This is a genomic window from Pseudomonas sp. GZD-222 (assembly GCF_049310525.1).
GTDB lineage: Bacteria > Pseudomonadota > Gammaproteobacteria > Pseudomonadales > Pseudomonadaceae > Aquipseudomonas.
The window spans coordinates 1-22,263 of the sequence record NZ_JBMOWO010000055.1; the positions used below are offsets into that span (position 1 = coordinate 1).

A 22,263-nucleotide genomic window follows, 5' to 3' on the forward strand; every position below is an offset into this window, starting at 1 on the left:
TTGCCCTCGTGCTCCTCTCCCCCTCCCCCCCCCCCTCCCCCCCCCCCCCCCCCCCCCCCCCCCCCCCCCCCCCCCCGCTCCCACCATGGTTGTTTCCACCTTCAGAACTTCACCAACGCCTGTACCACCACACCGAGCACTTCGGTCTGCTCGGTAAACAGCGCCTTGGGATAGGTCGGGTTGAGTGGTTTCAGGTAGCGCTGGCCACCCTCCTCGATCAACTGGCGGAACACTATGGCCGAGTTGTCGAGTGAGCGTGCGATCAGCAGCTTGCCGGATTCTGCGCCAATACCGCTGTCCACCAGGATCAACATGCCCTGCGGCACGCTCAAGCCCATTGGCGCCGTCATCGCATCGCCTTCGACACGCAACCAGAACCCTCGCCCCTGCGCCGCATAGTCGCTTGCCTGGCGTTCGGCGGTTTCAGGCGCCTCTGTTTCGTCCAGGTTGTCCCAACTCAGAATCGGGTAGCGAAAATACAATTCGTGCCGTTGGCCGTCGGCACCGGTCACCGCAAGCGGAAAAGCGTTTGCTTCATAGACACCGCTGTTTTCGCGCAACTGGTGGGGATACACCATCTGCAGCGGCGGGAACCCCACTTCCACCAGAATCTGGTTGAGCACCCGCAGTTTCGGCTGTCGTTTCTCGCGCAGCCAATGGCCCACGGCGCCTTGCGTGTAGCCGAGGCGCTCGGCGAGCTTTTCCTGCGTGAGGCTTATTTCACGCATCCTGGCTTTAACCAGATCAGTCCAATTATCCATCGCTGGCACGATACGGACTGCCCCATGGCGCTCAATACACAAATTGTAGTATTTAAAGATTAGTAGTAACCACAAAACGTATTAGTCTTTGCCATGTCCGATCATTGATCATTCACAAGGCAGGCTGCCGCATGAAACAGACACCCACTGAAAAGGATCTCACCCTGGACAACGAGTCCCTGAGCAACAGCGATGCCGCGCGACGTGCACTGGATTTCTACTTGAACCCCGCCCCGCCTGCGGACTCGGCACAGTCGAGCTGGCTGGTGCCACGCGAGGGCTTGAATGAAGTCCAGGCCAATGAGCATGTGACCCAGTTACTGCGCTGGGCCGCAGCCACCGCGCACGAGTCGGCGAACAGTTTGCAGGGTACGCAGCGGGATCTGGCGCTGGCTGTGGTGCACATGATCAACACGGCCAGGACGGTGATCGAACTCATGCCGATCACTCATCAGCGGTCCTGAACAAGTACTCAGAGGTAAACGTGGGGAGTCGCTGCGATAACGGTGCCAGCGCCGTTCATTGAACGAGGGAGTGCATTCGGTAAAGTTTTTTTACGGAATGACAGAAAATTCATTTGACTTGCAAATGATAACGATTATTATTGCTCACAACTGGTCGCGAGACTGGTTGGATAAACTGAAAGCCCTTAGGTCGGACTCTCAGATTATCTCCTCATCAGGCTAATCACGGTTTTTGACCCGGCTTTTTGCCGGGTCTTTTTTTTGGGCTCTTCAGGCTAATGAAGGCGGGTGTTGCTTGAATGGCCGCGATGATAGCAAATGAATGTCGCAGGGTGAAGCATGTAACAGCGCTTTGCAGAATTAGCACTTGAGAATCAATCTCGTTAAGACTAAGCTGTTAGCGCGTCACGGAGGACGCCCCCTCCCCCTCTTACTAAGCAAGGAGCTTGTACATGACCCGTCTGCTGCTGCCCCTTGAGCACCACCCCCATTCCCAGGACCTCGCTGACGATGGCCTGCTGCTGCAGCTGAAAAAACTGCCGCGTCGCGTCCAGCAGGTGTTCCTTCTCAGCCGTCTCGACCAGATGAGCTTTGCTGTCATTGCCAAGCGCCTCGACCTGCCTGCGCTTACGGTAGAACGCCACATGAACCAGGCGCTGCAGAGTGTCCGCCCGCAGGGTGATGTCATCGCCAGCGCCGCGGGCCAGTGGTACGTGCGCCTGCAAAGCCCGGACGTGACTGCCAGCGAACGCATCGACTTCCGTCGCTGGCTCGACACCACCCCCGAACACCGCGAAGCCTTTCACGCCACTGAACTGCGTTGGCGCACCCTGCTGGCCCCGGCGCGGCAACTGGGCCATGACGCCTGGTATCGCCAGCCTCGGGCGGCACTGTCCATCGGCGGCTGTTCGGTGGCCATCGGCCTGGCCCTGGCGGCAATGGCAGCGATCGGTTTCTGGTCCTGAGCCAGGCGTGTAGAGTGAGGGTCACAACAACTCTACAGGAGCCTGGTGATGACCGTGACGCTGCCCCCTCTGCACATCGACTGCGATTTCGATTCCGGCAATATCCTCATCAACGATGCCAGTGACCCGCGCCATGTGCGCCTGGCTATTCGTCCTGATACCAACAGTGATCACTTCCAGTGGTTTCACTTCAGAGCCAGTGGCCTGACGCCAGGCCAGGCACACAGTTTTGTGCTGGAGAACGCCGGGCAGTCTTCCTATAACGAAGCCTGGACGGGGTATCAGGCGGTAGCGTCCTACGATCAGCAGAACTGGTTCCGGGTGCCTACCCGGTTTGTCGGCAAAGCCCTGAGCTTTGAACTCAACGCCGAGCAGCCACAGGCCTGGTTCGCCTATTTCGAGCCCTACCCCCGCGCCCGCCACAATCAACTGATCGAACGCGCCACCCGCCTGACTGGCGTCGAACTGCTGGCCACCGGTCGCAGCGTCGAAGGTCGTGATATTCAGTTGCTGCGTGCCGGCGATGGCGCCGGTGGCAAACGCAAGATCTGGATCATTGCCCAGCAGCACCCGGGCGAACACATGGCCGAGTGGTTCATGGAAGGCGTGATCGATCGCCTGCAACACAACGACCCGACCCTGCAGGCACTGCTGCAGCAGGCCGACCTGTACCTGATTGCCAACATGAACCCTGATGGCGCGATACGCGGCCACCTGCGCACCAATTTTGCCGGCCAGGACCTCAACCGCGCCTGGCAAAGCGCAAGCACCGACAAGAGCCCGGAAGTACTGTTCGCCCAAGTGCAGATGAAGCAGTACGGCGTCGATATGTTCCTCGACGTGCACGGCGATGAGGAAATCCCCCACGTCTTCACCGCAGGCTGCGAAGGCAATCCCGGCTTCACGCCGCGTATCGAAGCACTGGAAAAAACCTTCCGCGACAGCCTGTGCAAGCGCACGGCCGACTTCCAGCAGGTCCATGGTTACCCGCGTTCGGCGCCGGGCCAGGCCAACCTGACCCTGGGCGCCAACAGCGTTGGCCAGGCCTACGATTGCCTGTCGCTGACCCTGGAGATGCCGTTCAAGGACCACGATGACGCGCCAAACCCGGAAACGGGCTGGAACGGTCTGCGCTCAAAACAGCTGGCCAACGCCGTACTGGATGTCCTCGGACAGATGGCCCCCAGCCTGCGTTAGGCTTGCCCGTGAGCCTTGTGCTTGAGCCGCTCGGTGTCGACCCGGACGAACACCGAGTCGGCGCTCACGGTCAGCACGTCGTCGGCCCAGACTTCGCAGATCACCCGGCTCTTGCGCCCTACCTCGCCTTCGACCCGCGCCTTGAGCAGTAGCTCGACGCCCATGGGCGTAGGCTTGAGGTAGGTCAGGTTGAGTTGTCCGGTCACGCAGTCAATACGCGGCAGGCTGCCCGGCTCACGCCCTTCGGCGCGGTAGTGGTAGGCCATGGCAGCCCAGTTGGAATGGCAATCGACGAGCATGGCCAGCAGGCCGCCGTAGACCAGCCCGGGCCAGCCAAGAAAGGTACTGTCGGGCGAATGCCGGCAGATCAGGTGAATACCGTCTGCATCCCAATGGCTTTTCAGGTGCAGACCGCTTGGGTGGGAACAGCCGCAGCCATAGCAGACGCCTTCGGGGGCGGCCAGTTCCTGAACGGATAACAGAGGGTTGTTCATAAGCTTCCTGGTTGTCTGTTTTAGAGGGAAAGCGTTGCCGATAGTACCGCCGTGCAACGCAAAAGCCCATGCACTGGTCATGGGCTTCGGTGTACAGGAAGGTACCGGCTAGACACCTTTACCTGATGTCAGCGCCTGGCCAGCCAGGTCATTGGCGGCTGACTTGCGTCGGGTCAGCGAGATCAACAGGATCGCCAGGGTCACGCCAGCGGTCATCAGGGTTTCGTAACGGTAAGCGGGGCTGATCAGCATGTAGCCCAGCACAGTGACGATCAGGCCGATCACCAGCCAGGTCAGCCACGGGAACAGCCACATCTTGAACTCCAGAGGCGTACCTTCACGGTCAGTGATGGCGCGCATGCGCAGTTGCGATACGGCAATCACCAGGTACACCAGCAGGGCAATGGCGCCCGTGGTCGAGAGCAGAAAGCCAAAGACCTTGCCGGGGAACACGTAGTTGACCAGGCAGCCGGCAAACCCGGCAAAGGTCGAGAGAATCACTGCAACCGTCGGCACGCCGTTGCCGGAAATGCGCTTGGTCATAGGCAATGCCTCTCCACGCGAACCCAGGGAGTACAGCATCCGCGAGGCGGTGTACAAACCCGAGTTCATGCAACTGGTCACCGCCACCAATACCACGAGGTCGACCAGCAATTTGGCACCCGGCACATTGAGCACCTCCAGTACCCGCTGGAAGGAACCAACGGACTTGAGCCCCGGATCGTTCCAGGCCACCAGCGAGACAATGAAGAAGATCGAGACGATATAGAAGATGGCGATGCGATAGACCACCAGGTTGGTTGCCTTGCGGATCTTCTCCTTGGGGTTGGCGGTTTCATCGGCGGCAATGGTCACGATTTCAGCACCGAAGAACGAGAAGATCGTCACCAGTACACCGCCCAGCACCGCGCCAAAGCCATTGGGCATGAAGCCACCGTTGGCCCACAGTTGACTGACCCCGGAGGTCTGCTGCGCCAGCGGCCAGACGCCGAACACCGCCAGGGTGCAGACGACGATGAACGCCAGGATCGCCACCACCTTGATCAAGGCAAACCAGTACTCGAATTCACCAAAGTTCTTCACGCTGATCAGGTTGGTGCACGACAGCACGATCATGATCAGAAAGGCAAACAACCAGGACGGCACACCAGGAAAATAGGCATGCAGGATATCGGCCCCGGCAATCGCCTCCACCGGAATGATCAACACCCAGAACCACCAGTACAACCAGCCGATGGTGAATCCGGCCCAAGGGCCGATGGCCTGGCTGGCATAAGTGGAGAACGAGCCACTGTTGGGGTTGGCGATGGCCATTTCGCCGAGCATGCGCATCACCAGCAGCACCAGCAGGCCAGTCATGGCGTAGGAAATGAGAATGGCCGGCCCGGCGGTGGCGATGGCGGTGGATGAACCGATGAACAGACCGGCACCGATGATCCCGGCAATGGAAATCATCGAGACCTGGCGGGAGGTCAGACCGTGCTGTAGCGAACGCTGTTTCTTTTGTTGTAGCGATGCCATGTTCAACCCTCAACTGGGTATGTCGATGCACAGCGTGCGCAGCCGACAGGGTTAACGCAGAAATTGTTATTGGAGTGGTGACGCTTGTTGTTATCGAGGGCCCGTCCCAAGCCAAAAAAGTGCCTTCTAAAGTGCAGGCAATGAGTACTTTTCAATAAACTTCCAGGCAAGCAAAAGTGCTCAGTTAGTTACCCTGACGCCAGTGTTTTGCCTACTGATAAATTCAGTTGAAATCCTTGATGTGGGTCAGTATTAACCTACAGGACCGACTCTCACAAACGACCTTTTAGAAGCACATGATTCCACCACGGAATGACCTCACGCTATTTTCGCCGAACCAACCGCCATCCTCTGCATGAGCTTGCACCGGGTAGCAGCGAACATCTAATCGCGCAGAAGCGACTTCCGTAATTTCAGGAATAACTGCAATCGTTAAATTCGTTTGCGCTCATACCTGCCCTCTCGTTTAGATACCGCTACAACTTGCCAGAGGCCGCGTGCACATGAGCCACGAATACATCAGCCAGTCGATTTCCGTAGTTCACCCCATAACACTTTCCCACGGCAAAAATGCTGAAGTCTGGGATACCCACGGCAAACGCTACATAGACTTTGTCGGCGGTATTGGCGTATTGAACCTGGGACATTGCAACCCGGCTATTGTCACGGCGATCCAGCATCAAGCGAGCCGCCTGACGCATTACGCCTTCAATGCCGCCGGGCACGAGCCCTACATCGAGTTGATGAAACGCCTGAGTGACTTCGTACCGGCCTCCTACCCCCTTGGCGGGATGCTCACCAACAGTGGCGCTGAAGCGGCTGAAAATGCCCTGAAGATCGCCCGTGGCGCTACCGGCAAGACGGCGATCATCGCCTTTGACGGCGGCTTTCACGGACGCACCCTGGCCACCTTGAACCTTAACGGCAAGGTCGCGCCCTACAAACAACGGGTTGGCATATTGCCGGGGCCGGTCTATCACCTGCCCTTCCCCAGCATCGACACCGGAGTCAGCAGCGATCAGGCGCTACAAGCTCTGGAGCGTCTGTTCAGCGTTGAAATCGACGTCAACGAAGTGGCTGCGGTGATTTTCGAACCAGTCCAGGGCGAAGGCGGTTTCCTGGCCATGGAGCCTGCCTTTGCCCAGGCCCTGCGTGCATTTTGCGACAATCACGGGATTGTGCTCATCGCCGACGAAATCCAGTCCGGCTTCGGCCGTACCGGGCAGCGCTTTGCCTTCCCGCGCCTGGGGATCGAACCGGACCTGTTGCTGCTGGCCAAGAGCATCGCTGGCGGCATGCCGTTGGGCGCGGTAGTCGGGCGCAAGGCATTGCTCGACAGCCTGCCCAAAGGCGGCTTGGGCGGCACCTATTCAGGCAACCCGATGGCCTGCGCCGCGGCCTTGGCCACCCTGGAGGCAATGACCGATGCCAACCTCGCCACCTGGGGTGAATTGCAGGAAAGCGCGATTGTCAGCCGCTACCAGCGCTGGCAGGCACAACAGCTTTCACCCTACCTGGGGCGTTTGACCGGCACCGGGGCGATGCGCGGTATCGAGCTGGTCGACGCCAAGGGCGCACCAGCACCGGCCCAGCTTGCCCAGCTACTGGAAGCGGCAAGGGCTGCCGGCCTGCTGCTGATGCCCAGCGGCAAGGCCCGCCACATCATCCGCCTGCTCGCGCCGCTGACCATTGAACCTGAGGTATTGAACGAAGGCCTGGACATCCTCGAGCGCTGCCTGGCGGAACTTGGCTGATTCAGTGCAACTCGCCCGGCCAGTGTTCGACGCCATTGGCAAAATGCCGCGCTTGCAAGCCGCCCGCCCTCAGGGCGGCGACGGCATCGCGGGAGAACACGCACCACGGTCCCCGGCAGTAGGCGATCACTTCCTGGGCGGGCGACAGCTCGCCCAGGCGCTTCTGCAGTTCTTCGAACGGGATGTTGATCGCGCCGGGCAAATGCCCCTGGGCGAATTCAGCGGCCGGACGCACATCGAGCAAGGTCACGCTGTGCTCGCGCAGGCGCTCAAGTAACTCTTCACGGCTGATCGCTTCGAGCTGTTCGGGCATGTGCTGGCTATCATCGAGCAGCGCGCGCATGGCTGCCCGATTGTATTGCGCGAACTGTCCCAACGCCGCCAGCACACCCTGCACAGGGCCGGCACTGAGGCTGTAGAGCACGCGCTTGCCATCGCGGCGGGCCTGCACGAAACCGGCCCGGCGCAAGTGCTGCAGGTGTTGGGAGGCATTGGCCAGAGTCAGTTCGCAGTGCTGAGCCAGTTGCTCGACGGCGCGCTCGCCCTGGGCCATGGCGTCGAGCAGGTTCAAGCGATGGGCATGGCCCAAGGTGCGGGCCAGCTCGGCGATATCCTGGTGTTGGGTTTTGAGATCGGTCATTGACAGCAAAGTAACATTGGCCAATTATTCAATCAATCTATTGAATGATAAGAATGGAGATAACGATGCTCGAAGGACTGATCTTCGCCGTACTGATCGGGGTGACGGCCACTGCCCTGGCTGACGTGTGGGCGCTGTTTCAACAGCGGGTGCTGGGCATGCAAGGACCGAACTGGGCACTGGTCGGACGCTGGATCGGCTACATGCCCCGAGGTCAGTTCTTCCACTCCAGCATCGCCAAAGCTCCGGCACTGCCCGCAGAACGTGTGCTGGGCTGGGCCACCCACTACCTGATCGGTATCGGCTTTGCGGCACTTCTGCTGCTGATCAATGGTGTGGGCTGGGTAGTGCAACCGACATTACTGCCGGCATTGGCGCTGGGCGTGGCCACGGTGCTGGCGCCTTACCTGATCATGCAGCCGGGGATGGGCGCCGGCCTTTTCGCCTCAAAGACGCCAAACCCTGCAGCGGCGCGCGTGCGCAGCCTGCTGGCCCACACCGTGTTCGGCGTTGGCTTGTATCTGGCGGGGTTGCTCTGGTCGGCCGCGCTGGCCTGAGTCAGCCGCGGTGATGCCACCAGTGCTTGATTCGCGGCCACAGGCCGGACGGTGGCAATTGAACAGGTGCAGGGTCGGATGACGGCTGCTCCCAGGCGTCAACCGCCGCTTGCACCTCGGCATCATGATTGAGATGGTGCTCCACCTCTGGGCGCGGACCTGCTCCCAGTGTGCCGAGTTCATACTCGGTGGCCATCAGATCAAGTTCATCCTGGGAGTCGTTTTCGGGGTGGCCGTTCATCTCATGCACTCCCGTACTGCAGCCGGACCCTAGCTCAATCCTACAGGATACCCCCGCCACAGACCGTGATACGGCGAGGGGATGAAGGGTGCGCTGAAAGCGAGCCTTACAGGCCCAGTTCCTGCGGCGTAAGCATGTCGCATTCGAAGGCGATCCAGCCACCTTCCAGTTCAGCGTGGCCATTGACGATCGGACCGTAGTAGCTCAGGCCGTTGTCCAGGGTCACGCAGATATGGGTGGGAGCATCAGGCGCGGCCAGGGTGCCGGTGAAATGCACTTTTTTCAACGACTCGGTAACTGCCTCCAGACCGACCCGGATCGCGACGTTTTCCACCGCTTCGACGTCATCGTGCAGATCGTCGCTGACGGTCACGGTGGCTGTGTAGTTGTACATGCTTGAAACTCCAACGACGGATAGATCGGCGTCTGCTGACGCACGCGGGCGCCTAGGGTAATGGAGTGTCACGGAAAAATCCCCTTCGCTTCGACATCCGGCAGCGGCAAAGACTGGTATTGTGCGCGCCCGCCAAGACTATTCAGGGAAAACACATTGACCGCTGAACAACACCTGACCTCGGACCTGTTCGAAGTCGACAAGCGCCTGAGCCTCAAGCCCGTGGTGGATTTCAACACCTACCTGGAAAAGGCCTTCGGCGACGGCCCCTGCCGTTGCAGCCGCTGCCTGGCCGGTGCCGGCGATGAGTCGGACTACGAACACGCGCACAGTTTCGACCTGGCAGGGCAGAAACTGCATCGACGCTTCGCCACCACAGCAGGCAGCGACGTACTGCTGGTGCTGAAAAAAGCCTGGTTGTCGTACACCAAGGCCGAGCTGTCGGCGCTGGGCAATCTTGATCTCGATACCCTGCGTGCCTTTGTCGAACCGCAGTTGCACAAGCGCCTGCTGCCGTTGCTGCTGGCCAGCGGGCTGGTCCGCGACGTAGAGGGTCAGTTGCTGCTGCAGGCTCAGGCCGGGGACTGACGGCATTACCCACTGAGGGTTACCCCATCGCAGTAATGTGCGGCCCGCGGCCGGCCGCGCATACTCGGTTCCAGCTCTGCACAAGGAACCGCGATGAAGATCGAATTGATACAAATTGATGGCCGCGACGGCGATACCGCCTACAACCTGCAACGCACGCTGGAAGCCATAGCCAGCTGCAAGACCGACACCGACCTGCTGGTGTTTCCGGAAACCCAACTGATGGGTTTTGCCAGCGCCGAACAGCTGCCTGCTGTAGCTGAACCGCTGCAGGGCCCGACCCTGCAAACCGTGCAGCGCGCGGTGAGCGAACGCGGCGTGGCCGTGGTGATCGGGCTTGCCGAGCAGGCCGACGGCGTTTACTACAACACCTCGGTGCTGCTGACGCCCGACGGCATCGCCCTGTCCTACCGCAAAACTCACCTGTGGCCATCCGAACGCGGTCTGTTCCAGGCCGGCGATCGTTACGCCACCACCTGCTGGAAAGGCCTGCGCATCGGCCTGCTGATCTGCTACGACATCGAACTGCCGGAGAGCAGCCGTGCCCTGGGCCAGCTGGGCGTCGACCTGATCATCGTCAGCAACGGCAACATGGACCCTTACGGCCCGGTGCACCGCACCGCGATCATGGCACGTGCCCAGGAAAACCAGGCCTTTGCCCTCATGGTCAACCGGGTAGGCCCGGGTGACGGCGGGCTGCTGTTCGCCGGAGGCAGCGCCGTGGTCGATCCCCATGGTCGGGTGTTGTTCGAGGCCGGTCGCGAACCTTGCAGCCAGCAGATCGACCTGGACCTTGAGCAGTTGCAGTTGGCCCGCCGCGACTACGACTACCTGAAGGACCGCCGCCTGCAATTACTCGGCACACGAATCGAGCACCCCGACGGGCGCCGCGAGCTGTTGATTCCCTAGCACTGCCCCACAACAACAAAAATTCTGGAGTGCCCCCATGAAGCCGCCCCGCTGTCTACCCCTGGCCCTGGCCGCGTTGCTGTGCAGCGCAAGCGCTTTGGCACAAGAAAGCGCCCCACCCAGCGTGCATATCTACAACTGGTACGACTACATCGCACCGAACACCACCAAGGAATTCCAGCAGGCCTCGGGGATCGCCACGGTCTACGACGTGTTCGACAACAGCGACGTGATGCAAAGCAAGCTGATGGCCGGGCGCAGCGGCTATGACGTGGTATTCGCCAGCGGCGACCTGCTGCCCAACCTGATCAAGGCCGGGGTGTTGGCCGAACTTGACCGCAGCCAGCTGCCCAACTTCCCCCACCTCGACCCGCTGATGCTCGCCAAGCTGCAGAGCAACGACCCCGGCAACCGCTATGCCGCCCCGTACATGTGGGGCACCACGGGCATTGGTTATGACCAGGACAAGGTCAAAGCCTTGCTCGGCGAACAGGCACCGATGGACTCCTGGGCGCTGATCTTCGATGAAGCGAACCTGGCCAAACTGAGCGAGTGCGGGGTGGCGATGCTCGACGCCCCCAACGAGATCATTCCCATTGCCCTGCACTACCTGGGACTGCCCTACAACAGCAAGAACCCGGACGACTACCGCAAGGCCGAAGCGCTGCTGCTGAAGTTACGCCCGCACATTCGCTACTTCGACTCATCGCGGTTCATTTCGGATCTGGCCAACGGCAATGTGTGCGTGGTGGTGGGCTGGTCTGGCGGTGTGTTCGAGGCCAAGTTGAGCGCGGAAAATGCGGGTAACGGCCGACAGGTCCGCTACAGCATTCCTCGCGAAGGCGCGCCGATGTGGCTGGAGAACATGGTGCTGCTCAAGCAGGCGCCCAACCCGCAACAGGGACTGGCGTTCATCAACTACATGCTCGAACCCAAGGTCATCGCCGCCTCGACCAACTACCTGGGCTACCCGAATGCGAACAAGGATGCGACCGGGCTGGTCGATAGCAACATCCGTGACAACCCCACGGTGTACCCGTCCCAGGCAGTGCTCGACACCCTGTTCCCACTTGAACCGTTGCCACTGAAGCTGGAACGGGTGCGCACCCGGGTGTGGAGCAAGGTCAAGACCGGCAGTTGATCAGCCTCAGTCTTCCAGGGGCTTGGGCGGTGGCAGCGGTTTGGCTGGTTTGGCCGGCTTAGCCGGTTTGCCATCTTTAGTCTCGGTGCTAACCGCTTGTTTTTGCTCCGCCACGGTTGGGGCGACGATAGCTTTTTCTTCAGCGGGCAAGGCGTCCACGGCGTCGAAAATCGCCTTGGGTTCAAGGGTGCCCGTGTGCGCAATACGATGCTGTGAACCATCCTTGCCCACCAGCACTACAGGGGTAACGACAGTATCGGCGGCGCTGAACCTGAACTGACGGATCAGGGCCATGGTCGTCTGCTGGTCAAGGTCCTTGCCATCACGTTTGCCCATCATGCCGGCAATGCTGTAAAGCACCAGATTGTTGTCCTCGAACCTCTTCTTGGTCTCCGGGTCTTTAAGGGCTTCGTTCAGACGGCTCAGGGTCGGGTCCGCAGTACTGGGCGCGATGACGATCAAGGGGCGGGCCTTGTACAGATCCTGGTCCAGCGGTTTGGGATCACTGTTGTCAGCGAAAACAGGGCCGGCAAAAATGGCCAACAAGGTGGCAAGGGTCAGTGACCGTATGAGCATGCGCATCTCCTTCAAATTCCATGCATCAAAGACTACAGATCGCGACGAAAGATCCGAGGTGCGAGCCTAAACTACAGGACGAAATCCGTGGACAGCTCAAAGGTAACTTCCGATTTCCATGTAGGACCTTGGGCACGTCCAGACCAGGCTGACATCTGAATCTGAGGATAGCTGATGGCTGTCAGCCACGCCTGCCACTGCCACTGCTGAAGGACCGGACCATGAGCGTTGTCGAAGCCTTGCTGTTGTTGCTGATCCTTGCCACGGCCCTTGGCTGTGGCTTGATGGGTGGATTGTTCTTCGCCTTCTCCAACTTCGTCATGAAAGCGCTGGAACGTATTCCGGAACACAGCGCCGTGGCGGCCATGCAGTCGATCAACCAGGTGGTACTCAACCGCTTGTTCCTGGCCTTGTTCCTCGGCACCGGGCTGACCAGTGTTGCCTTGTTGATCTGGGCCTACCAGCGCTGGCCGCTGCCAGGCAGCCTGTGCATGGCCATGGGGGGCGGGCTGTACCTGGCGGGCAACATCATCGTGACGATGCTGTTCAACGTGCCGAAAAACCAGGCCCTGGCCCGCCTTGATCCGGCCAGCAGCGAGGCGGCAGCGGCCTGGCACCGGTATGTGCCGAGCTGGAATCGCTGGAACCATGTGCGCACCGTCACCGCCCTGGCGGCGGCGGCGTGGTTGATGTTGGCGCTATGGTTGATTCGCGGACTGTAGGAGCGGGGGGGGGGGGGGGGGGGAGGGGGGGGGGGGGAGAAAAGCAATCAAGCCCAGACACAAAACCCCACCTCCTCCCCCCCCCCCCCCCCCACCCCCCCCCCCCCCCCCCCCCCCCCCCCCCCCCCCCGCTCCTACAGGGATTGATTGCATTAGAACAAACCCATCTGCCGATCGATCAAGGCGCTGAAATCGTCCTGCACGAAGGGCAGGATCGCATCCGCCACCGGCTGCAGTTGCCGGGTCAGGTAATGGTCGTAGTCGATGGCCGATTGCCGGGTCTCCAGCGGCTCGGGCCCATTGAGGGTGATCACGTAGCTGATCCAGCCGCCATTCTGGTATTGCCGCGGGCGCCCCTGACGCTCATTGAACTCGTCAGCCATGCGCGCCGCGCGCACATGCGGAGGTACATTGCGCTGGTAGTCGGCCAGCGGCCGGCGCAGGCGCTTGCGGTAGATCAGCAGCTCATCCAGCTCGCCGGCCAGGGTCTGGCGCACATACTCACGCAAATAGTGCTGGTAGGGCTGACGGCGGAAGATGCGCTCGTAGAGCTCCTGCTGGAACTGCCGAGCCAGCGGCGACCAGTCGGTGCGCACGCTTTCCAGGCCCTTGAAAATCATCTCGTCGTTGCCGTCGCCGCGCTGGACCAGGCCGGCGTAGCGCTTCTTGCTGCCCTCCTCGGCGCCGCGAATGGTCGGCATCAGGAAACGCTTGTAGTGCGTTTCGTATTGCAGTTCCAGGGCACTGTTCAGGTCATAGGTTTCGCGCAGGTGCTCGCGCCACCATTGGTTGACCTGCTGCACCAGGCGCTGGCCGATGACGTCGGCATCGGCTTCGCTGTGAGCGCTCTTGAGCCAGACGAAGGTGGAGTCGGTGTCGCCGTAGATCACCGCATAGCCCTGGGCTTCGATCAGTTCGCGGGTACGGCGCATGATCTCGTGGCCGCGCATGGTGATCGACGATGCCAGACGCGGATCAAAGAACCGGCAGCCACTGGAGCCGAGCACCCCGTAGAAAGCATTCATGATGATCTTCAAGGCCTGGGACAAGGCTGCATTTTTCTCGCGCTTGGCCGTCTCGCGTCCCTGCCAGACTCGCTCGACAATCGACGGCAGGCAGTGATGGCTGCGGGAAAAGCGCGCACCGCGAAAGCCCGGCACCGAATGGATGTCATCCGGCTCGCGCAAACCCTCGACCAACCCCAGCGGGTCGATCAGAAAGGTACGAATGATCGACGGATACAGACTCTTGTAGTCGAGCACCAGCACCGACTCGTAGAGGCCGGGCCGCGAGTCCATGACAAACCCGCCGGGGCTGGCTTCATCCGGACGCTCGCCCTGGTTCGGCGCAACAAAACCCTGGCGGTGCATCAGGGGGATGTACAGGTGGCAAAACGCAGCGACCGATCCACCGCTGCGATCGGCGGGCAAGCCGGTGACCGTGGCCCGTTCGAGCAAGAAGGTCAGCAGTTCGGTTTTGGCGAAAATGCGCGTAACCAGCTCGCAGTCCTTGAGGTTGTAGCGCGCCAGGGCCGGCTTGTCCTCAGCGAACATGCGGTTGATTTCGTCCATGCGCTGATACGGCGTGTCGATCGCCTTGCCCTCGCCAAGCAGGGTCTGGGCGACGTTTTCCAGGCTGAACGAAGGGAAGCTCCAGGTCGCCGAGCGCAGCGCCTCGATGCCGTCGATGATCAGGCGGCCAGTGGCCGCGGCAAAGAAGTGCGAACGGCTGCCATGCTCCCGCCACTCCATCGCCTCCCCTTCGCGCCCAAGACACAAGGGCACCTTTAGCTGCTCGGCATGCGCCTGCAGCACGCGCAAGTCGAACTGCACCAGGTTCCAGCCGATGATTGCGTCAGGGTCATGCAGCGCCATCCAGCGGTTCAAGCGCTCGAGCAATTGCGCACGGCTGGCGCAATACTCAAGGTCGAAGTCGATCCCGTCAGCATCGCCGTTGGCCGGACCGAGCATGTACACCTGACGCTGGCCGCAGCCTGCCAGGGCAATGGAATACAGCTCGCCGCGCTCGGTGGTTTCGATGTCCAGCGACACCAGTTTCAGCGTCGGCCGGTAGTCGGGGGCCGGTTTGAGCTGGGCGTCCTGCAACACACCCTGTTCGTCCGGCGTGCCGCTGAAGCTCACCGGGGCGGTGATGAAGCGCTCCATCAGGTAGCGCTCGGGCGGGCGAATATCGGCCTCGTAGACTTGCACCCCGGCAGCGCGCAAGCGCTTTTCCAGTTGTATCAACTGCCGATGCTGGCGACAGTACAGACCCAGCACCGGGCGTTGCTCGAAGTCACGCAGCTCAAGTGGGCGCAACTCCACCCCACGCTCGCCACGCAACACCGCCTGTGCTTGCTGACGGTGGGCGGCGGGGATAAAGGCCACCGAGGTCTGCAGCGGCAAGCGCAGGCGACGGGGGCCCTGGTCGGTGGCCAGCCAGAACTCGACACAGGTGCCTGCCGGTGTGTCGCGCCAATGCCGGGTCAGGACAAAGCCCTGCTGTAACTCCACCGCTGCAACCTCGAAACAAACTGTCTGAACAGCGATTCTACCTTAGCCGGCTACCCGTGCGCCCGGTGCAAAGCCGTGGCGATGGGCACGCCCGGCAATCAGCAAGGCCAACGCGATCAACAGCAACAGCACCCAGGTGAAGCTGCCCACGCCCCAGTGCGTCAGCAACAGGCCGCCAAGCAGGCCGCCAGCGGCAACCGCCAGATTCCACACGGTGACGATCATCGACTGGGCGACATCGGCACCCTCGCCGGCGGCATCGGCGCTGGCGGTCTGCAGCAAGGTCGGCGCGCCGCCGTAGGTCAACCCCCAGAGCGCGACGCTGACAAACACCAGCGGCGCCGACTGGCCGACAAACCCCAGCACCAGCGCCACCGTGGCAAAGCCGGCCAGGCTCAACAGCACCAGAGTGCGCAAGTGCCGGTCGACCCAGGCGCCCACCAGGGCGATACCGGCCAGGGCGGCAATGCCGAAGGTCAGCAGCACCAGGCCGGTACTCGCGGCCAGGCCCGCCGCCGCGAGGAAGGGAACGATGTAGGTGTACAGCACGTTATGGGCCAGGATCCAGGTGAGAATAACCAGTAATACCGCCAATACCCCAGGCGTGCGCAACACCTGAACTACACCCGGACGCTGGCCCGGTTTGTGGCCTTCAAAGTCCGGCACCTTGCACAGCACCCAGGCCACCAGAGCCAGGGTGGCAAACGAGACCAGGGCAAAGGTCATCCGCCAGCCGAACAGTTCCCCCAGCCAGGTACCGGCCGGCACACCCAGTGATAGCGCCACCGGCGCGCCGATCATTGCCACCGCCATCGCCCGGCCCTGCTGCGCGGGGCTGACCATGCGCCGCGCATGCCCGGCGATCACGCCCCAGGCCAGGCCTGCAGCGACGCCGGTCATGAAGCGCGCCACCAGGGTCAACAGATAAGAGTGCGACAAGGCGGTAAGGGTGTTGAACAGCAAGAAGCCGACAATCGCCAGCAACAGCACCGGACGCCGACGCCAGCCCTGGGTCAGGGTCACCAACGGAATGGCCGTGAGCAACGAGCCCAGGGCATACACCGTGACCAGTTGCCCGGTCATCGCCTCGCTGATCTGCATGCCTGCCGAGATCTGCCCAAGCAGCCCGGCAGGCAAGGTTTCGCTGAGGATGGCAATGAAGCCGGTCATGGCCAGGGCCAACAAACCGCTAAGCGGCAACGGTTGATCGCTAACATCGGAAACCGCCGAGGCCTCGGCTGTGCAACTCATCTGAGTCATGGTGAAACTCCTGGGTAAAAGACCAGGACAACCTTACCGGCGACGGCAACTGCGGAAAAAGACGGGTAGTATTCCGTACATCCAGGACATCGATGTCCGCAATAGGAGTTGCAGGTGGATAGCCTCAATGGTTTCGTGGTGTTTGTGCGGGTGGCCGAAACCCGCAGCTTCGTTGCTGCCGCCCAATCTCTGGGGGTAAGTGCCTCGGCCATTGGCAAGCGGGTGGCGCGCCTGGAAGCTCGCCTGGGAGTGCGCCTGTTTCACCGCAGCACGCGCAGCATTACCCTCACCGCCGAAGGCATGGTGTTTCTCGAACGCAGCCGGCGCATCCTCGCCGAAATCGAAGCCACCGAGCTTGAGCTGTCGCAGTCAAACGAAACGCCGCGCGGCCGCCTGCGCATCAGCCTGCCGCAGGTCACGGCCCTGGTGATGCCGGCCTTGAGTGAATTCATGGCGCTGTATCCTGAGGTTGAACTGGACCTGGACTTCAGCGACCGCATGGTCGATATCATCGGCGAAGGCTTCGACGTGGTGATGCGCGGCGGCACGCCTTCGGACTCACGCCTGAACGCAAAATTCCTCGGCCACTTTCAGCACCTGCTGGTGGCATCGCCCGGCTATCTGCAACGCTGCGGCACGCCGCGCCAGCCTGACGACCTGGCCCGGCACACCTGCCTGCACTATCGCTTCCCCAGCAGCGGCAAACTTGAGCGCTGGCCGTTACGCCGCGAACAGCCCGAACGCGACTATGAGATCCCGGTGTCGATGGTCTGCAACCATGTCGAAACCCGGGTCTGCTTTGCCATGCGCGACCGCGGCATCACCTGCCTGCCGGATTTCACCGTGCGCCAGCAACTGGCCAAGGGCGAACTGGTCACCGTGCTCGACGATTACCTGGAGCGACGCGGCAGCTTCTACCTGCTGTGGCCGTCCGGTCGGCAGATGCCGCCACGCTTGCGGGTGTTCATCGATTTCATGGCTGAGCGGGTGTTTGCCGAGCATGAACGCTATACACCGCACAATCATTAGTTGTACAAATAGTCCACCCCGTGCAAGGGCGGTTGCGGCACCCGGGTACGCAGAAACTCACCCAGCGCCCGCACCTGCCGGGCCTGGGGGCTGGACCTTGGCCAGGTCAGGTAATAACCCTCTGCGGTGGCCACGGCCTGGGGGAACGGCATGACCAGGCGGCCGCTGTCGAGCTCGCCCTGGGCCAGGAGCAAATCGACCACGGCGATACCCGCGCCCTGCTGGGCGGCGCTGATGCCCTGGTCGAGGGTGTCGAACAACTGGCCACGGTCGATCGTCACCTGCGCGGCGCCCAGGCGTGTCAGCCAGCGCCGCCAGTCGCGGCGGTCTGCCGATGGGTGCAACAGCTCACAGGCATTCAGCGCATCCAGGTCCTGCGCAGTCGCCGCCGGATAGTCCGGGCTGCACACCGGCACCAACCATTCATCAAACAGCTTGAGGCTGTCGACCTCGGCGGCAAAGCGCCCGTCAGCCAACAGTATCGCGGCCTCGAAAGGTTCGCTGTAGAAGTCGACATGGTCGATGTCCATCCACACGCTGGACAGTTGCACACGGCTGTGTGGGTCGTGCTGGCGAAATTGCTCGAGCATCTTGAGCAGCCAGCGCATGGTCAGGGTCGAGGGCGCTTTCAGGCGAATGCCGTTGCGGTCCTGTTTAAGCAGCCCGCAGGCATTTTCGATGATCTTGAACCCGACTTTCAGCTCCTGGGCCAGCAAGCGCCCCGGCTCGGTAAGCGACAATTTCGGGCCGCGACGCTCGAACAAGGCACAGTCGAACAGCCCCTCGAGCGTCTTGATATGGTGACTGATTGCACCCTGAGTGAGCGCCAGTTCCTGGGCCGCACGGGTAAAGGAGCCATAGCGCGCGGCCACCTCGAACGCCCGCAGGGCCTGTAGCGCTGGAATTCGTTCAGACATCGCCCACCCAAAGCATTAGTAAAACTAATAGAAAGCCATAGTAACAGGCGTTTTACAAGGTTACGGGCGCTGCCGAAAATGCCCGACCACCTTCCGGCTGCCGAGCACATCGATGAACACCGCCCTGCTGTTGACCTATGCCCTGACCGTATTGCTGCTGATCGCAACGCCAGGCCCGGTAGTGGCCCTGGTCGTCAACACCGCCGCCAGCGCCGGTCGCCGGCAAGCCCTGTTGACCGCCGTGGGCACCAACGGCGCCTCGCTGGTACTGATCGCCCTGGCTGCCAGTCTGATACTCACCAGTGCGGCTATCGCACCGCACTTGCTGAGCGCATTGAGCCTGGTCGGCTGCCTGTTCATCGGCTACCTGGCCATCACCAGCCTGCACCAGACGCTGACGCAGAAACTCGATACCGCGGTGACGGGCAACGCTCAGGGCGGTCTCTGGAAAGGCTTTGCCATTGGCCTGTCGAACCCGAAGGACATCCTGTTCTTCATGGCCTTTTTCCCACAGTTCATCCAGATCACAACTCACACAAGTCACAGCCTGTTACTACTTTCCCTGGTCTGGGTGGTGCTGGATATGGCCATACTGGGGCTGTACATCCTGCTGACCAGTAAGGTGGCAACGCCCCAGCGACAGCGGCTTATCAGCCTGACCAGCGGTGGCGTGCTGCTAGTGATTGCTGCAACCGGCCTGATCTACAATCTCAACGCACTCTGGCCCTGATGTGCTGCGGCTTTCGAGACGGGTCGCAAAAGGGGTAAAATGTCTGCTTTTGCCCCAGGCCCCTTCGAGCCCCACTACGGACAGTCGGATTGAACCCTGAACATAACTGCGACATTCGTTCCTTGATGCACAACCGTCAGACACTGCCCTCCAGAGGAATCACCCTGCTAGGCGCACAGCTATTAAGCGCCGTGCTTGCCGTACTGACACCTGCCTGCGTCCTGGCTGACGGCCTGCAGATCGACCCCCACGCCGACCTGCTCTACCGCCAGGCGGTGACGCTGCTGGAACAGGCCGACAATCAGAACACCAGCTTCAGCCTCAAGACCAGCACCACCGACCAGGACCTGGCACAACAAGGCCAGGCAATGGGGCGCACGCTGGCCCCGGCAGTGAGCCTGTTGCACAAAGCCGTGGAACTTGACCACCCGGTGGCCCGGTACCGTCTGGCGCTCTACTACATGACCTACCTGCCCGCCGAACAGATTCCGCCAGCAGCCTGCCCATTGTTACAGACCAGCCTGGCCCAGGGCTTTGCGCCGTCTGCCCTGGGGATCGAAGCCTGGTGCGCGGATTACCGCCAAAGCCCTGCGTTTGCCAGAGACCTTGAGAACATCCCGACCCTGGCCACCCGCTACGCCCCCTACTATCCGCAACCGGCAGAGCGTTTGCTATGTAACCGCGAACAGCCCCAGGGGCTGGCCATGCAATGGGGTCGCCAACGCGACTACCAGGCTGAGATATACCGGTTGCAGGGCAACAACGATGCGAATCAACGTGAGTTCTATTGGCGCAAAGCCGTCGACCTCAACGGCTGCTTCGCAGTGCAGCAACGCCTGGTAAGTAGCAAGCACTAAGCCGCATCGCAACGCCCGCGTGCCGTTGGACAGCAAGATCGTTCAAGTCAGCGGCACGCGGCTCTGGCATGCTGTGCAACCTTGTTCAGTTGCCGCAGACGTCCATGTCCAATCCGCCGTTCGCCCGCCAAGCCTTTATCCAGGGCGCCATTGCCATTCTGCCGTTGTCCCTGGCCGTTGCCCCCTGGGGGCTGCTGGCCGGTTCCATGGCCATCGAAGCCGACCTCACCCCCTGGGAAGGTCAGGGGCTGTCGGCCATCGTTTTTGCCGGTGCCGCCCAATTGGTCGCCATCGGCATGATCAAGGGCGGGGCCAACCTGTTCTCGATCCTCTTGACGACCCTGCTGCTGACCTCTCAGCACTTGCTCTACGGCCTGTCGATGCGTCCGGTGCTGTCAGGGCTGCCGACGCGCTGGCGGCTGGGCCTGGGCTTTTTGCTCACCGACGAATTCTTCGCCCTCACCAGCCAGTACGACCAGCAGCAGTTCAACCGCTGGTACGCCCTCGGGGTGGGCCTGACCTTCTACATTGCCTGGAACCTGTTCACCCTCGCCGGCATCATTCTCGGCCAGAACATCCCGCACCTGGATCAACTGGGCCTGGACTTTTCCATCGTCGCCACCTTCGTCGCCCTGATCGCGCCACTGGTGCGCAATCTGCCCACCGTGGTTTGCGTCGCGGTGTCGCTGTTCAGCTCGGTACTGTTCAGCTTCTGGCACTGGGAAACCGGCCTTGTGGCCGCCGGCTTGCTGGGCATGAGTGCCGGCTTTATCTGTCAGAAATTCAGCGGAGCACGCTCATGATCTTTGCCTTGATTATCGGTATGGGCTTGCTGGTGTTTCTCAACCGTTACGCCTTTCTCGAACCGCGCTTGCCACTGCGCTTGAGCTCCAATGCGCGGCAGTTTCTCGGTTTTGCCGTACCGGGGATGCTCACGGCAATTTGCGGGCCGATCATTTTCCTGCCCGGCCACCAGCTCGACCTGAGCCTGGCCAATCCCTACCTGCTGGGTTCAGTGGTCGCGGTGGTGCTGGTATTGTTGACCCGCAGCACCTTGATCAGCATGCTGGTGAGCATGGCTTTCTTCTTTGTCTTTCGCTGGTGGTTGAACGGCAGTCCATGAACCTTGCACCACAGGAACAGACCCGCTTCTGGCAAGCGCCCGCATTGGGCGATATCGAGATGCTGCACGCCCGGTATTTCCAGCAACGCTTCGCTCCCCATGTGCACGAAGGTTATGTGATCACCATCATCGAGTCCGGGGCCCAGCGTTTCTGGCATCGCGGCAGCGAGCACCTGGCGCCGGTCGGCAGCATGGTACTGATCAACCCCGACGAACTGCACACCGGGGCCAAGGCCCATGAACAAGGCTGGCGCTACCGCGGTTTCTACCCGGACAGCGAACGCATCACCGGGGTACTGGACGAGCTGGAACTCAAACGTGACGGCCTGCCCAGCTTCGAGGCCAGCGTCCTGCACGACCCGCAACTGGCCAAAGCGTTCAGCTGGTTGCATTGCTCGGCGGAACATGGCGCCAGTGCGCTGGAGCAACAGACGGCCTGGCGCGAAGCAGTGTTGTTGCTGGTGCAGCGCCATGGCCGTGTCGGTGGCATGGCCAGCGTCCGTCAGCCGGGCAACGAACCTTGCGCGGTGGCCCGGGCCAAGGAATTGATGGACAGTCGTCTGGCCTACCCACCCTCACTGCAAGAACTGGCCGAAGCGGTCAACCTCTCGCCGTTTCATTTCGCCCGGGTGTTCCGCCAGGCTACCGGCCTGCCACCGCATGCCTGGCTCAAGCAGCGGCGCCTGAGCCGGGCGCGGGAACTGCTGAAAAGCGACTGCTTGCCGTTCAATGTGGCTTTTGCGCTGGGGTTTTCTGATCAGAGCCACCTGAACCGGCAGTTCAAGCAGGCTTATGGGGTGACGCCGGGGGAGTATCGGCGTGCCTGTGTCGGGGAGTATTCGGCTTGAGAATGCAATCGCGGGGGGGGGGGGGGGGGTGGGGTGGGTGGGGGGGGGGGTGTGCGGTGTAT

25 protein-coding genes are annotated in these 22,263 nt (G+C 61.5%); 15 read left to right on the top strand and 10 right to left on the bottom strand.

Going from position 1 to position 22,263, the window contains the following annotated elements; translation table 11 throughout:
• Positions 1-101: 101 nt before the first annotated feature.
• Positions 102-761 (bottom strand): LexA family protein, encoded by a 660-nt coding sequence (locus ACO6VD_RS10540; RefSeq protein WP_422418840.1) that lies wholly within the window; start codon positions 759-761, stop codon positions 102-104.
• Between the two features lie 131 nt (positions 762-892).
• On the opposite strand from ACO6VD_RS10540, the gene ACO6VD_RS10545 reads away from it, so the two are divergent.
• The 3 genes from ACO6VD_RS10545 (at position 893) to ACO6VD_RS10555 (ending at position 3,387) form a co-directional block, all read left to right on the top strand.
• A complete protein-coding gene (locus ACO6VD_RS10545) occupies positions 893-1,225 on the top strand; it encodes a DUF6124 family protein (RefSeq protein WP_422418842.1) in 333 nt (110 codons plus the stop codon).
• A gap of 452 nt (positions 1,226-1,677) precedes the next feature.
• Positions 1,678-2,190, top strand: a complete 513-nt coding sequence (locus ACO6VD_RS10550; protein WP_422418844.1) for a DUF4880 domain-containing protein — start codon at positions 1,678-1,680, stop codon at positions 2,188-2,190.
• 48 nt (positions 2,191-2,238) lie between these two features.
• Complete coding sequence (locus ACO6VD_RS10555; RefSeq protein WP_422418845.1) at positions 2,239-3,387, top strand: M14 family metallopeptidase; 1,149 nt, start codon at positions 2,239-2,241, stop codon at positions 3,385-3,387.
• On the opposite strand, the gene ACO6VD_RS10560 is transcribed toward ACO6VD_RS10555, so the two are convergent.
• The gene (locus tag ACO6VD_RS10560) at positions 3,384-3,881 is read right to left on the bottom strand and encodes a PaaI family thioesterase (protein WP_400173497.1); all 498 of its coding nucleotides are present in this window, start codon (positions 3,879-3,881) and stop codon (positions 3,384-3,386) included. The genes ACO6VD_RS10555 and ACO6VD_RS10560 overlap by 4 nt on opposite strands.
• A 108-nt stretch (positions 3,882-3,989) precedes the next feature.
• Positions 3,990-5,402, bottom strand: coding sequence for an amino acid permease (locus tag ACO6VD_RS10565; protein WP_422418846.1), 1,413 nt, complete (start codon positions 5,400-5,402; stop codon positions 3,990-3,992).
• Positions 5,403-5,905: 503 nt separating this feature from the next.
• Here ACO6VD_RS10565 and ACO6VD_RS10570 point away from each other — a divergent pair.
• Positions 5,906-7,156: a 2-aminoadipate transaminase gene (locus ACO6VD_RS10570; RefSeq protein WP_422418847.1), complete on the top strand. Its 1,251-nt coding sequence runs from the start codon at positions 5,906-5,908 to the stop codon at positions 7,154-7,156.
• Position 7,157: 1 nt separating this feature from the next.
• Here ACO6VD_RS10570 and ACO6VD_RS10575 read toward each other — a convergent pair whose 3' ends face one another.
• The gene (locus ACO6VD_RS10575; RefSeq protein WP_422418848.1) at positions 7,158-7,796 is read right to left on the bottom strand and encodes an ArsR/SmtB family transcription factor; all 639 of its coding nucleotides are present in this window, start codon (positions 7,794-7,796) and stop codon (positions 7,158-7,160) included.
• A gap of 65 nt (positions 7,797-7,861) precedes the next feature.
• On the opposite strand from ACO6VD_RS10575, the gene ACO6VD_RS10580 reads away from it, so the two are divergent.
• Positions 7,862-8,353 carry a DUF2938 domain-containing protein gene (locus ACO6VD_RS10580; RefSeq protein ID WP_422418849.1) on the top strand — a complete coding sequence of 164 codons (492 nt, stop codon included), beginning with the start codon at positions 7,862-7,864 and terminating at the stop codon, positions 8,351-8,353.
• Position 8,354: 1 nt separating this feature from the next.
• On the opposite strand, the gene ACO6VD_RS10585 is transcribed toward ACO6VD_RS10580, so the two are convergent.
• Together ACO6VD_RS10585 and ACO6VD_RS10590 are read right to left on the bottom strand one after the other, a co-directional pair.
• Positions 8,355-8,594, bottom strand: a complete 240-nt coding sequence (locus tag ACO6VD_RS10585) for a hypothetical protein (protein WP_422418850.1) — start codon at positions 8,592-8,594, stop codon at positions 8,355-8,357.
• Positions 8,595-8,700: 106 nt separating this feature from the next.
• Positions 8,701-8,988, bottom strand: a complete 288-nt coding sequence (locus tag ACO6VD_RS10590) for a hypothetical protein (RefSeq protein WP_422418851.1) — start codon at positions 8,986-8,988, stop codon at positions 8,701-8,703.
• Between the two features lie 156 nt (positions 8,989-9,144).
• Between ACO6VD_RS10590 and ACO6VD_RS10595 the strand changes: the two genes are divergently transcribed.
• The 3 genes from ACO6VD_RS10595 to ACO6VD_RS10605 all read left to right on the top strand — a co-directional run bounded on the left by ACO6VD_RS10595 (position 9,145) and on the right by ACO6VD_RS10605 (position 11,626).
• Positions 9,145-9,576, top strand: a complete 432-nt coding sequence (locus ACO6VD_RS10595) for a hypothetical protein (RefSeq protein WP_422418852.1) — start codon at positions 9,145-9,147, stop codon at positions 9,574-9,576.
• 93 nt (positions 9,577-9,669) lie between these two features.
• The gene (locus ACO6VD_RS10600) at positions 9,670-10,485 is read left to right on the top strand and encodes a carbon-nitrogen hydrolase family protein (RefSeq protein WP_422418853.1); all 816 of its coding nucleotides are present in this window, start codon (positions 9,670-9,672) and stop codon (positions 10,483-10,485) included.
• 37 nt (positions 10,486-10,522) lie between these two features.
• Complete coding sequence (locus ACO6VD_RS10605; RefSeq protein ID WP_422418854.1) at positions 10,523-11,626, top strand: polyamine ABC transporter substrate-binding protein; 1,104 nt, start codon at positions 10,523-10,525, stop codon at positions 11,624-11,626.
• A gap of 6 nt (positions 11,627-11,632) precedes the next feature.
• On the opposite strand, the gene ACO6VD_RS10610 is transcribed toward ACO6VD_RS10605, so the two are convergent.
• A complete protein-coding gene (locus ACO6VD_RS10610) occupies positions 11,633-12,202 on the bottom strand; it encodes a DUF4174 domain-containing protein (RefSeq protein ID WP_422418855.1) in 570 nt (189 codons plus the stop codon).
• A gap of 221 nt (positions 12,203-12,423) precedes the next feature.
• On the opposite strand from ACO6VD_RS10610, the gene ACO6VD_RS10615 reads away from it, so the two are divergent.
• Entirely contained in the window at positions 12,424-12,924 is a 501-nt protein-coding gene (locus tag ACO6VD_RS10615) for a DUF1772 domain-containing protein (protein WP_422418856.1), read from the top strand.
• 152 nt (positions 12,925-13,076) lie between these two features.
• Here ACO6VD_RS10615 and ACO6VD_RS10620 read toward each other — a convergent pair whose 3' ends face one another.
• Positions 13,077-15,437 (bottom strand): DNA polymerase II, encoded by a 2,361-nt coding sequence (locus tag ACO6VD_RS10620; protein ID WP_422418858.1) that lies wholly within the window; start codon positions 15,435-15,437, stop codon positions 13,077-13,079.
• Between the two features lie 42 nt (positions 15,438-15,479).
• A complete protein-coding gene (locus tag ACO6VD_RS10625; RefSeq protein WP_422418868.1) occupies positions 15,480-16,688 on the bottom strand; it encodes an MFS transporter in 1,209 nt (402 codons plus the stop codon).
• Between the two features lie 123 nt (positions 16,689-16,811).
• On the opposite strand from ACO6VD_RS10625, the gene ACO6VD_RS10630 reads away from it, so the two are divergent.
• Positions 16,812-17,726 (top strand): LysR family transcriptional regulator, encoded by a 915-nt coding sequence (locus ACO6VD_RS10630; RefSeq protein WP_422418860.1) that lies wholly within the window; start codon positions 16,812-16,814, stop codon positions 17,724-17,726.
• Here ACO6VD_RS10630 and ACO6VD_RS10635 read toward each other — a convergent pair.
• The gene (locus ACO6VD_RS10635; protein ID WP_422418862.1) at positions 17,723-18,643 is read right to left on the bottom strand and encodes a LysR substrate-binding domain-containing protein; all 921 of its coding nucleotides are present in this window, start codon (positions 18,641-18,643) and stop codon (positions 17,723-17,725) included. The genes ACO6VD_RS10630 and ACO6VD_RS10635 overlap by 4 nt on opposite strands.
• A gap of 112 nt (positions 18,644-18,755) precedes the next feature.
• Between ACO6VD_RS10635 and ACO6VD_RS10640 the strand changes: the two genes are divergently transcribed.
• The 5 genes from ACO6VD_RS10640 to ACO6VD_RS10660 all read left to right on the top strand — a co-directional run bounded on the left by ACO6VD_RS10640 (position 18,756) and on the right by ACO6VD_RS10660 (position 22,201).
• A complete protein-coding gene (locus ACO6VD_RS10640) occupies positions 18,756-19,373 on the top strand; it encodes a LysE family translocator (RefSeq protein ID WP_422418864.1) in 618 nt (205 codons plus the stop codon).
• Positions 19,374-19,498: 125 nt separating this feature from the next.
• Entirely contained in the window at positions 19,499-20,230 is a 732-nt protein-coding gene (locus tag ACO6VD_RS10645) for a sel1 repeat family protein (RefSeq protein WP_422418870.1), read from the top strand.
• A 104-nt stretch (positions 20,231-20,334) separates the two neighbouring features.
• Positions 20,335-21,033, top strand: coding sequence for an AzlC family ABC transporter permease (locus ACO6VD_RS10650; RefSeq protein WP_400173502.1), 699 nt, complete (start codon positions 20,335-20,337; stop codon positions 21,031-21,033).
• Positions 21,030-21,353: an AzlD domain-containing protein gene (locus ACO6VD_RS10655; RefSeq protein WP_128325690.1), complete on the top strand. Its 324-nt coding sequence runs from the start codon at positions 21,030-21,032 to the stop codon at positions 21,351-21,353. The genes ACO6VD_RS10650 and ACO6VD_RS10655 overlap by 4 nt, the downstream gene beginning before the upstream one ends.
• Positions 21,350-22,201 (top strand): AraC family ligand binding domain-containing protein, encoded by an 852-nt coding sequence (locus ACO6VD_RS10660; protein ID WP_422418866.1) that lies wholly within the window; start codon positions 21,350-21,352, stop codon positions 22,199-22,201. The genes ACO6VD_RS10655 and ACO6VD_RS10660 overlap by 4 nt, the downstream gene beginning before the upstream one ends.
• Positions 22,202-22,263 lie beyond the last annotated feature (62 nt).

Bases quoted from the DNA above. Each gene is read 5' to 3' on its own strand.
- ACO6VD_RS10660 (WP_422418866.1), top strand. From the start codon at position 21,350: ATGAACCTTGCACCACAGGAACAGACCCGCTTCTGGCAAGCGCCCGCA.
- ACO6VD_RS10550 (WP_422418844.1), top strand. From the start codon at position 1,678: ATGACCCGTCTGCTGCTGCCCCTTGAGCACCACCCCCATTCCCAGGAC.
- ACO6VD_RS10655 (WP_128325690.1), top strand. From the start codon at position 21,030: ATGATCTTTGCCTTGATTATCGGTATGGGCTTGCTGGTGTTTCTCAAC.
- ACO6VD_RS10605 (WP_422418854.1), top strand. From the start codon at position 10,523: ATGAAGCCGCCCCGCTGTCTACCCCTGGCCCTGGCCGCGTTGCTGTGC.
- ACO6VD_RS10610 (WP_422418855.1), bottom strand. From the start codon at position 12,202: ATGCTCATACGGTCACTGACCCTTGCCACCTTGTTGGCCATTTTTGCC.
- ACO6VD_RS10570 (WP_422418847.1), top strand. From the start codon at position 5,906: ATGAGCCACGAATACATCAGCCAGTCGATTTCCGTAGTTCACCCCATA.
- ACO6VD_RS10615 (WP_422418856.1), top strand. From the start codon at position 12,424: ATGAGCGTTGTCGAAGCCTTGCTGTTGTTGCTGATCCTTGCCACGGCC.
- ACO6VD_RS10580 (WP_422418849.1), top strand. From the start codon at position 7,862: ATGCTCGAAGGACTGATCTTCGCCGTACTGATCGGGGTGACGGCCACT.
- ACO6VD_RS10650 (WP_400173502.1), top strand. From the start codon at position 20,335: ATGTCCAATCCGCCGTTCGCCCGCCAAGCCTTTATCCAGGGCGCCATT.
- ACO6VD_RS10635 (WP_422418862.1), bottom strand. From the start codon at position 18,643: ATGTCTGAACGAATTCCAGCGCTACAGGCCCTGCGGGCGTTCGAGGTG.
- ACO6VD_RS10565 (WP_422418846.1), bottom strand. From the start codon at position 5,402: ATGGCATCGCTACAACAAAAGAAACAGCGTTCGCTACAGCACGGTCTG.
- ACO6VD_RS10625 (WP_422418868.1), bottom strand. From the start codon at position 16,688: ATGAGTTGCACAGCCGAGGCCTCGGCGGTTTCCGATGTTAGCGATCAA.
- ACO6VD_RS10575 (WP_422418848.1), bottom strand. From the start codon at position 7,796: ATGACCGATCTCAAAACCCAACACCAGGATATCGCCGAGCTGGCCCGC.
- ACO6VD_RS10590 (WP_422418851.1), bottom strand. From the start codon at position 8,988: ATGTACAACTACACAGCCACCGTGACCGTCAGCGACGATCTGCACGAT.
- ACO6VD_RS10560 (WP_400173497.1), bottom strand. From the start codon at position 3,881: ATGAACAACCCTCTGTTATCCGTTCAGGAACTGGCCGCCCCCGAAGGC.
- ACO6VD_RS10555 (WP_422418845.1), top strand. From the start codon at position 2,239: ATGACCGTGACGCTGCCCCCTCTGCACATCGACTGCGATTTCGATTCC.
- ACO6VD_RS10645 (WP_422418870.1), top strand. From the start codon at position 19,499: ATGCACAACCGTCAGACACTGCCCTCCAGAGGAATCACCCTGCTAGGC.
- ACO6VD_RS10585 (WP_422418850.1), bottom strand. From the start codon at position 8,594: ATGAACGGCCACCCCGAAAACGACTCCCAGGATGAACTTGATCTGATG.
- ACO6VD_RS10640 (WP_422418864.1), top strand. From the start codon at position 18,756: ATGAACACCGCCCTGCTGTTGACCTATGCCCTGACCGTATTGCTGCTG.
- ACO6VD_RS10600 (WP_422418853.1), top strand. From the start codon at position 9,670: ATGAAGATCGAATTGATACAAATTGATGGCCGCGACGGCGATACCGCC.
- ACO6VD_RS10540 (WP_422418840.1), bottom strand. From the start codon at position 761: ATGGATAATTGGACTGATCTGGTTAAAGCCAGGATGCGTGAAATAAGC.
- ACO6VD_RS10545 (WP_422418842.1), top strand. From the start codon at position 893: ATGAAACAGACACCCACTGAAAAGGATCTCACCCTGGACAACGAGTCC.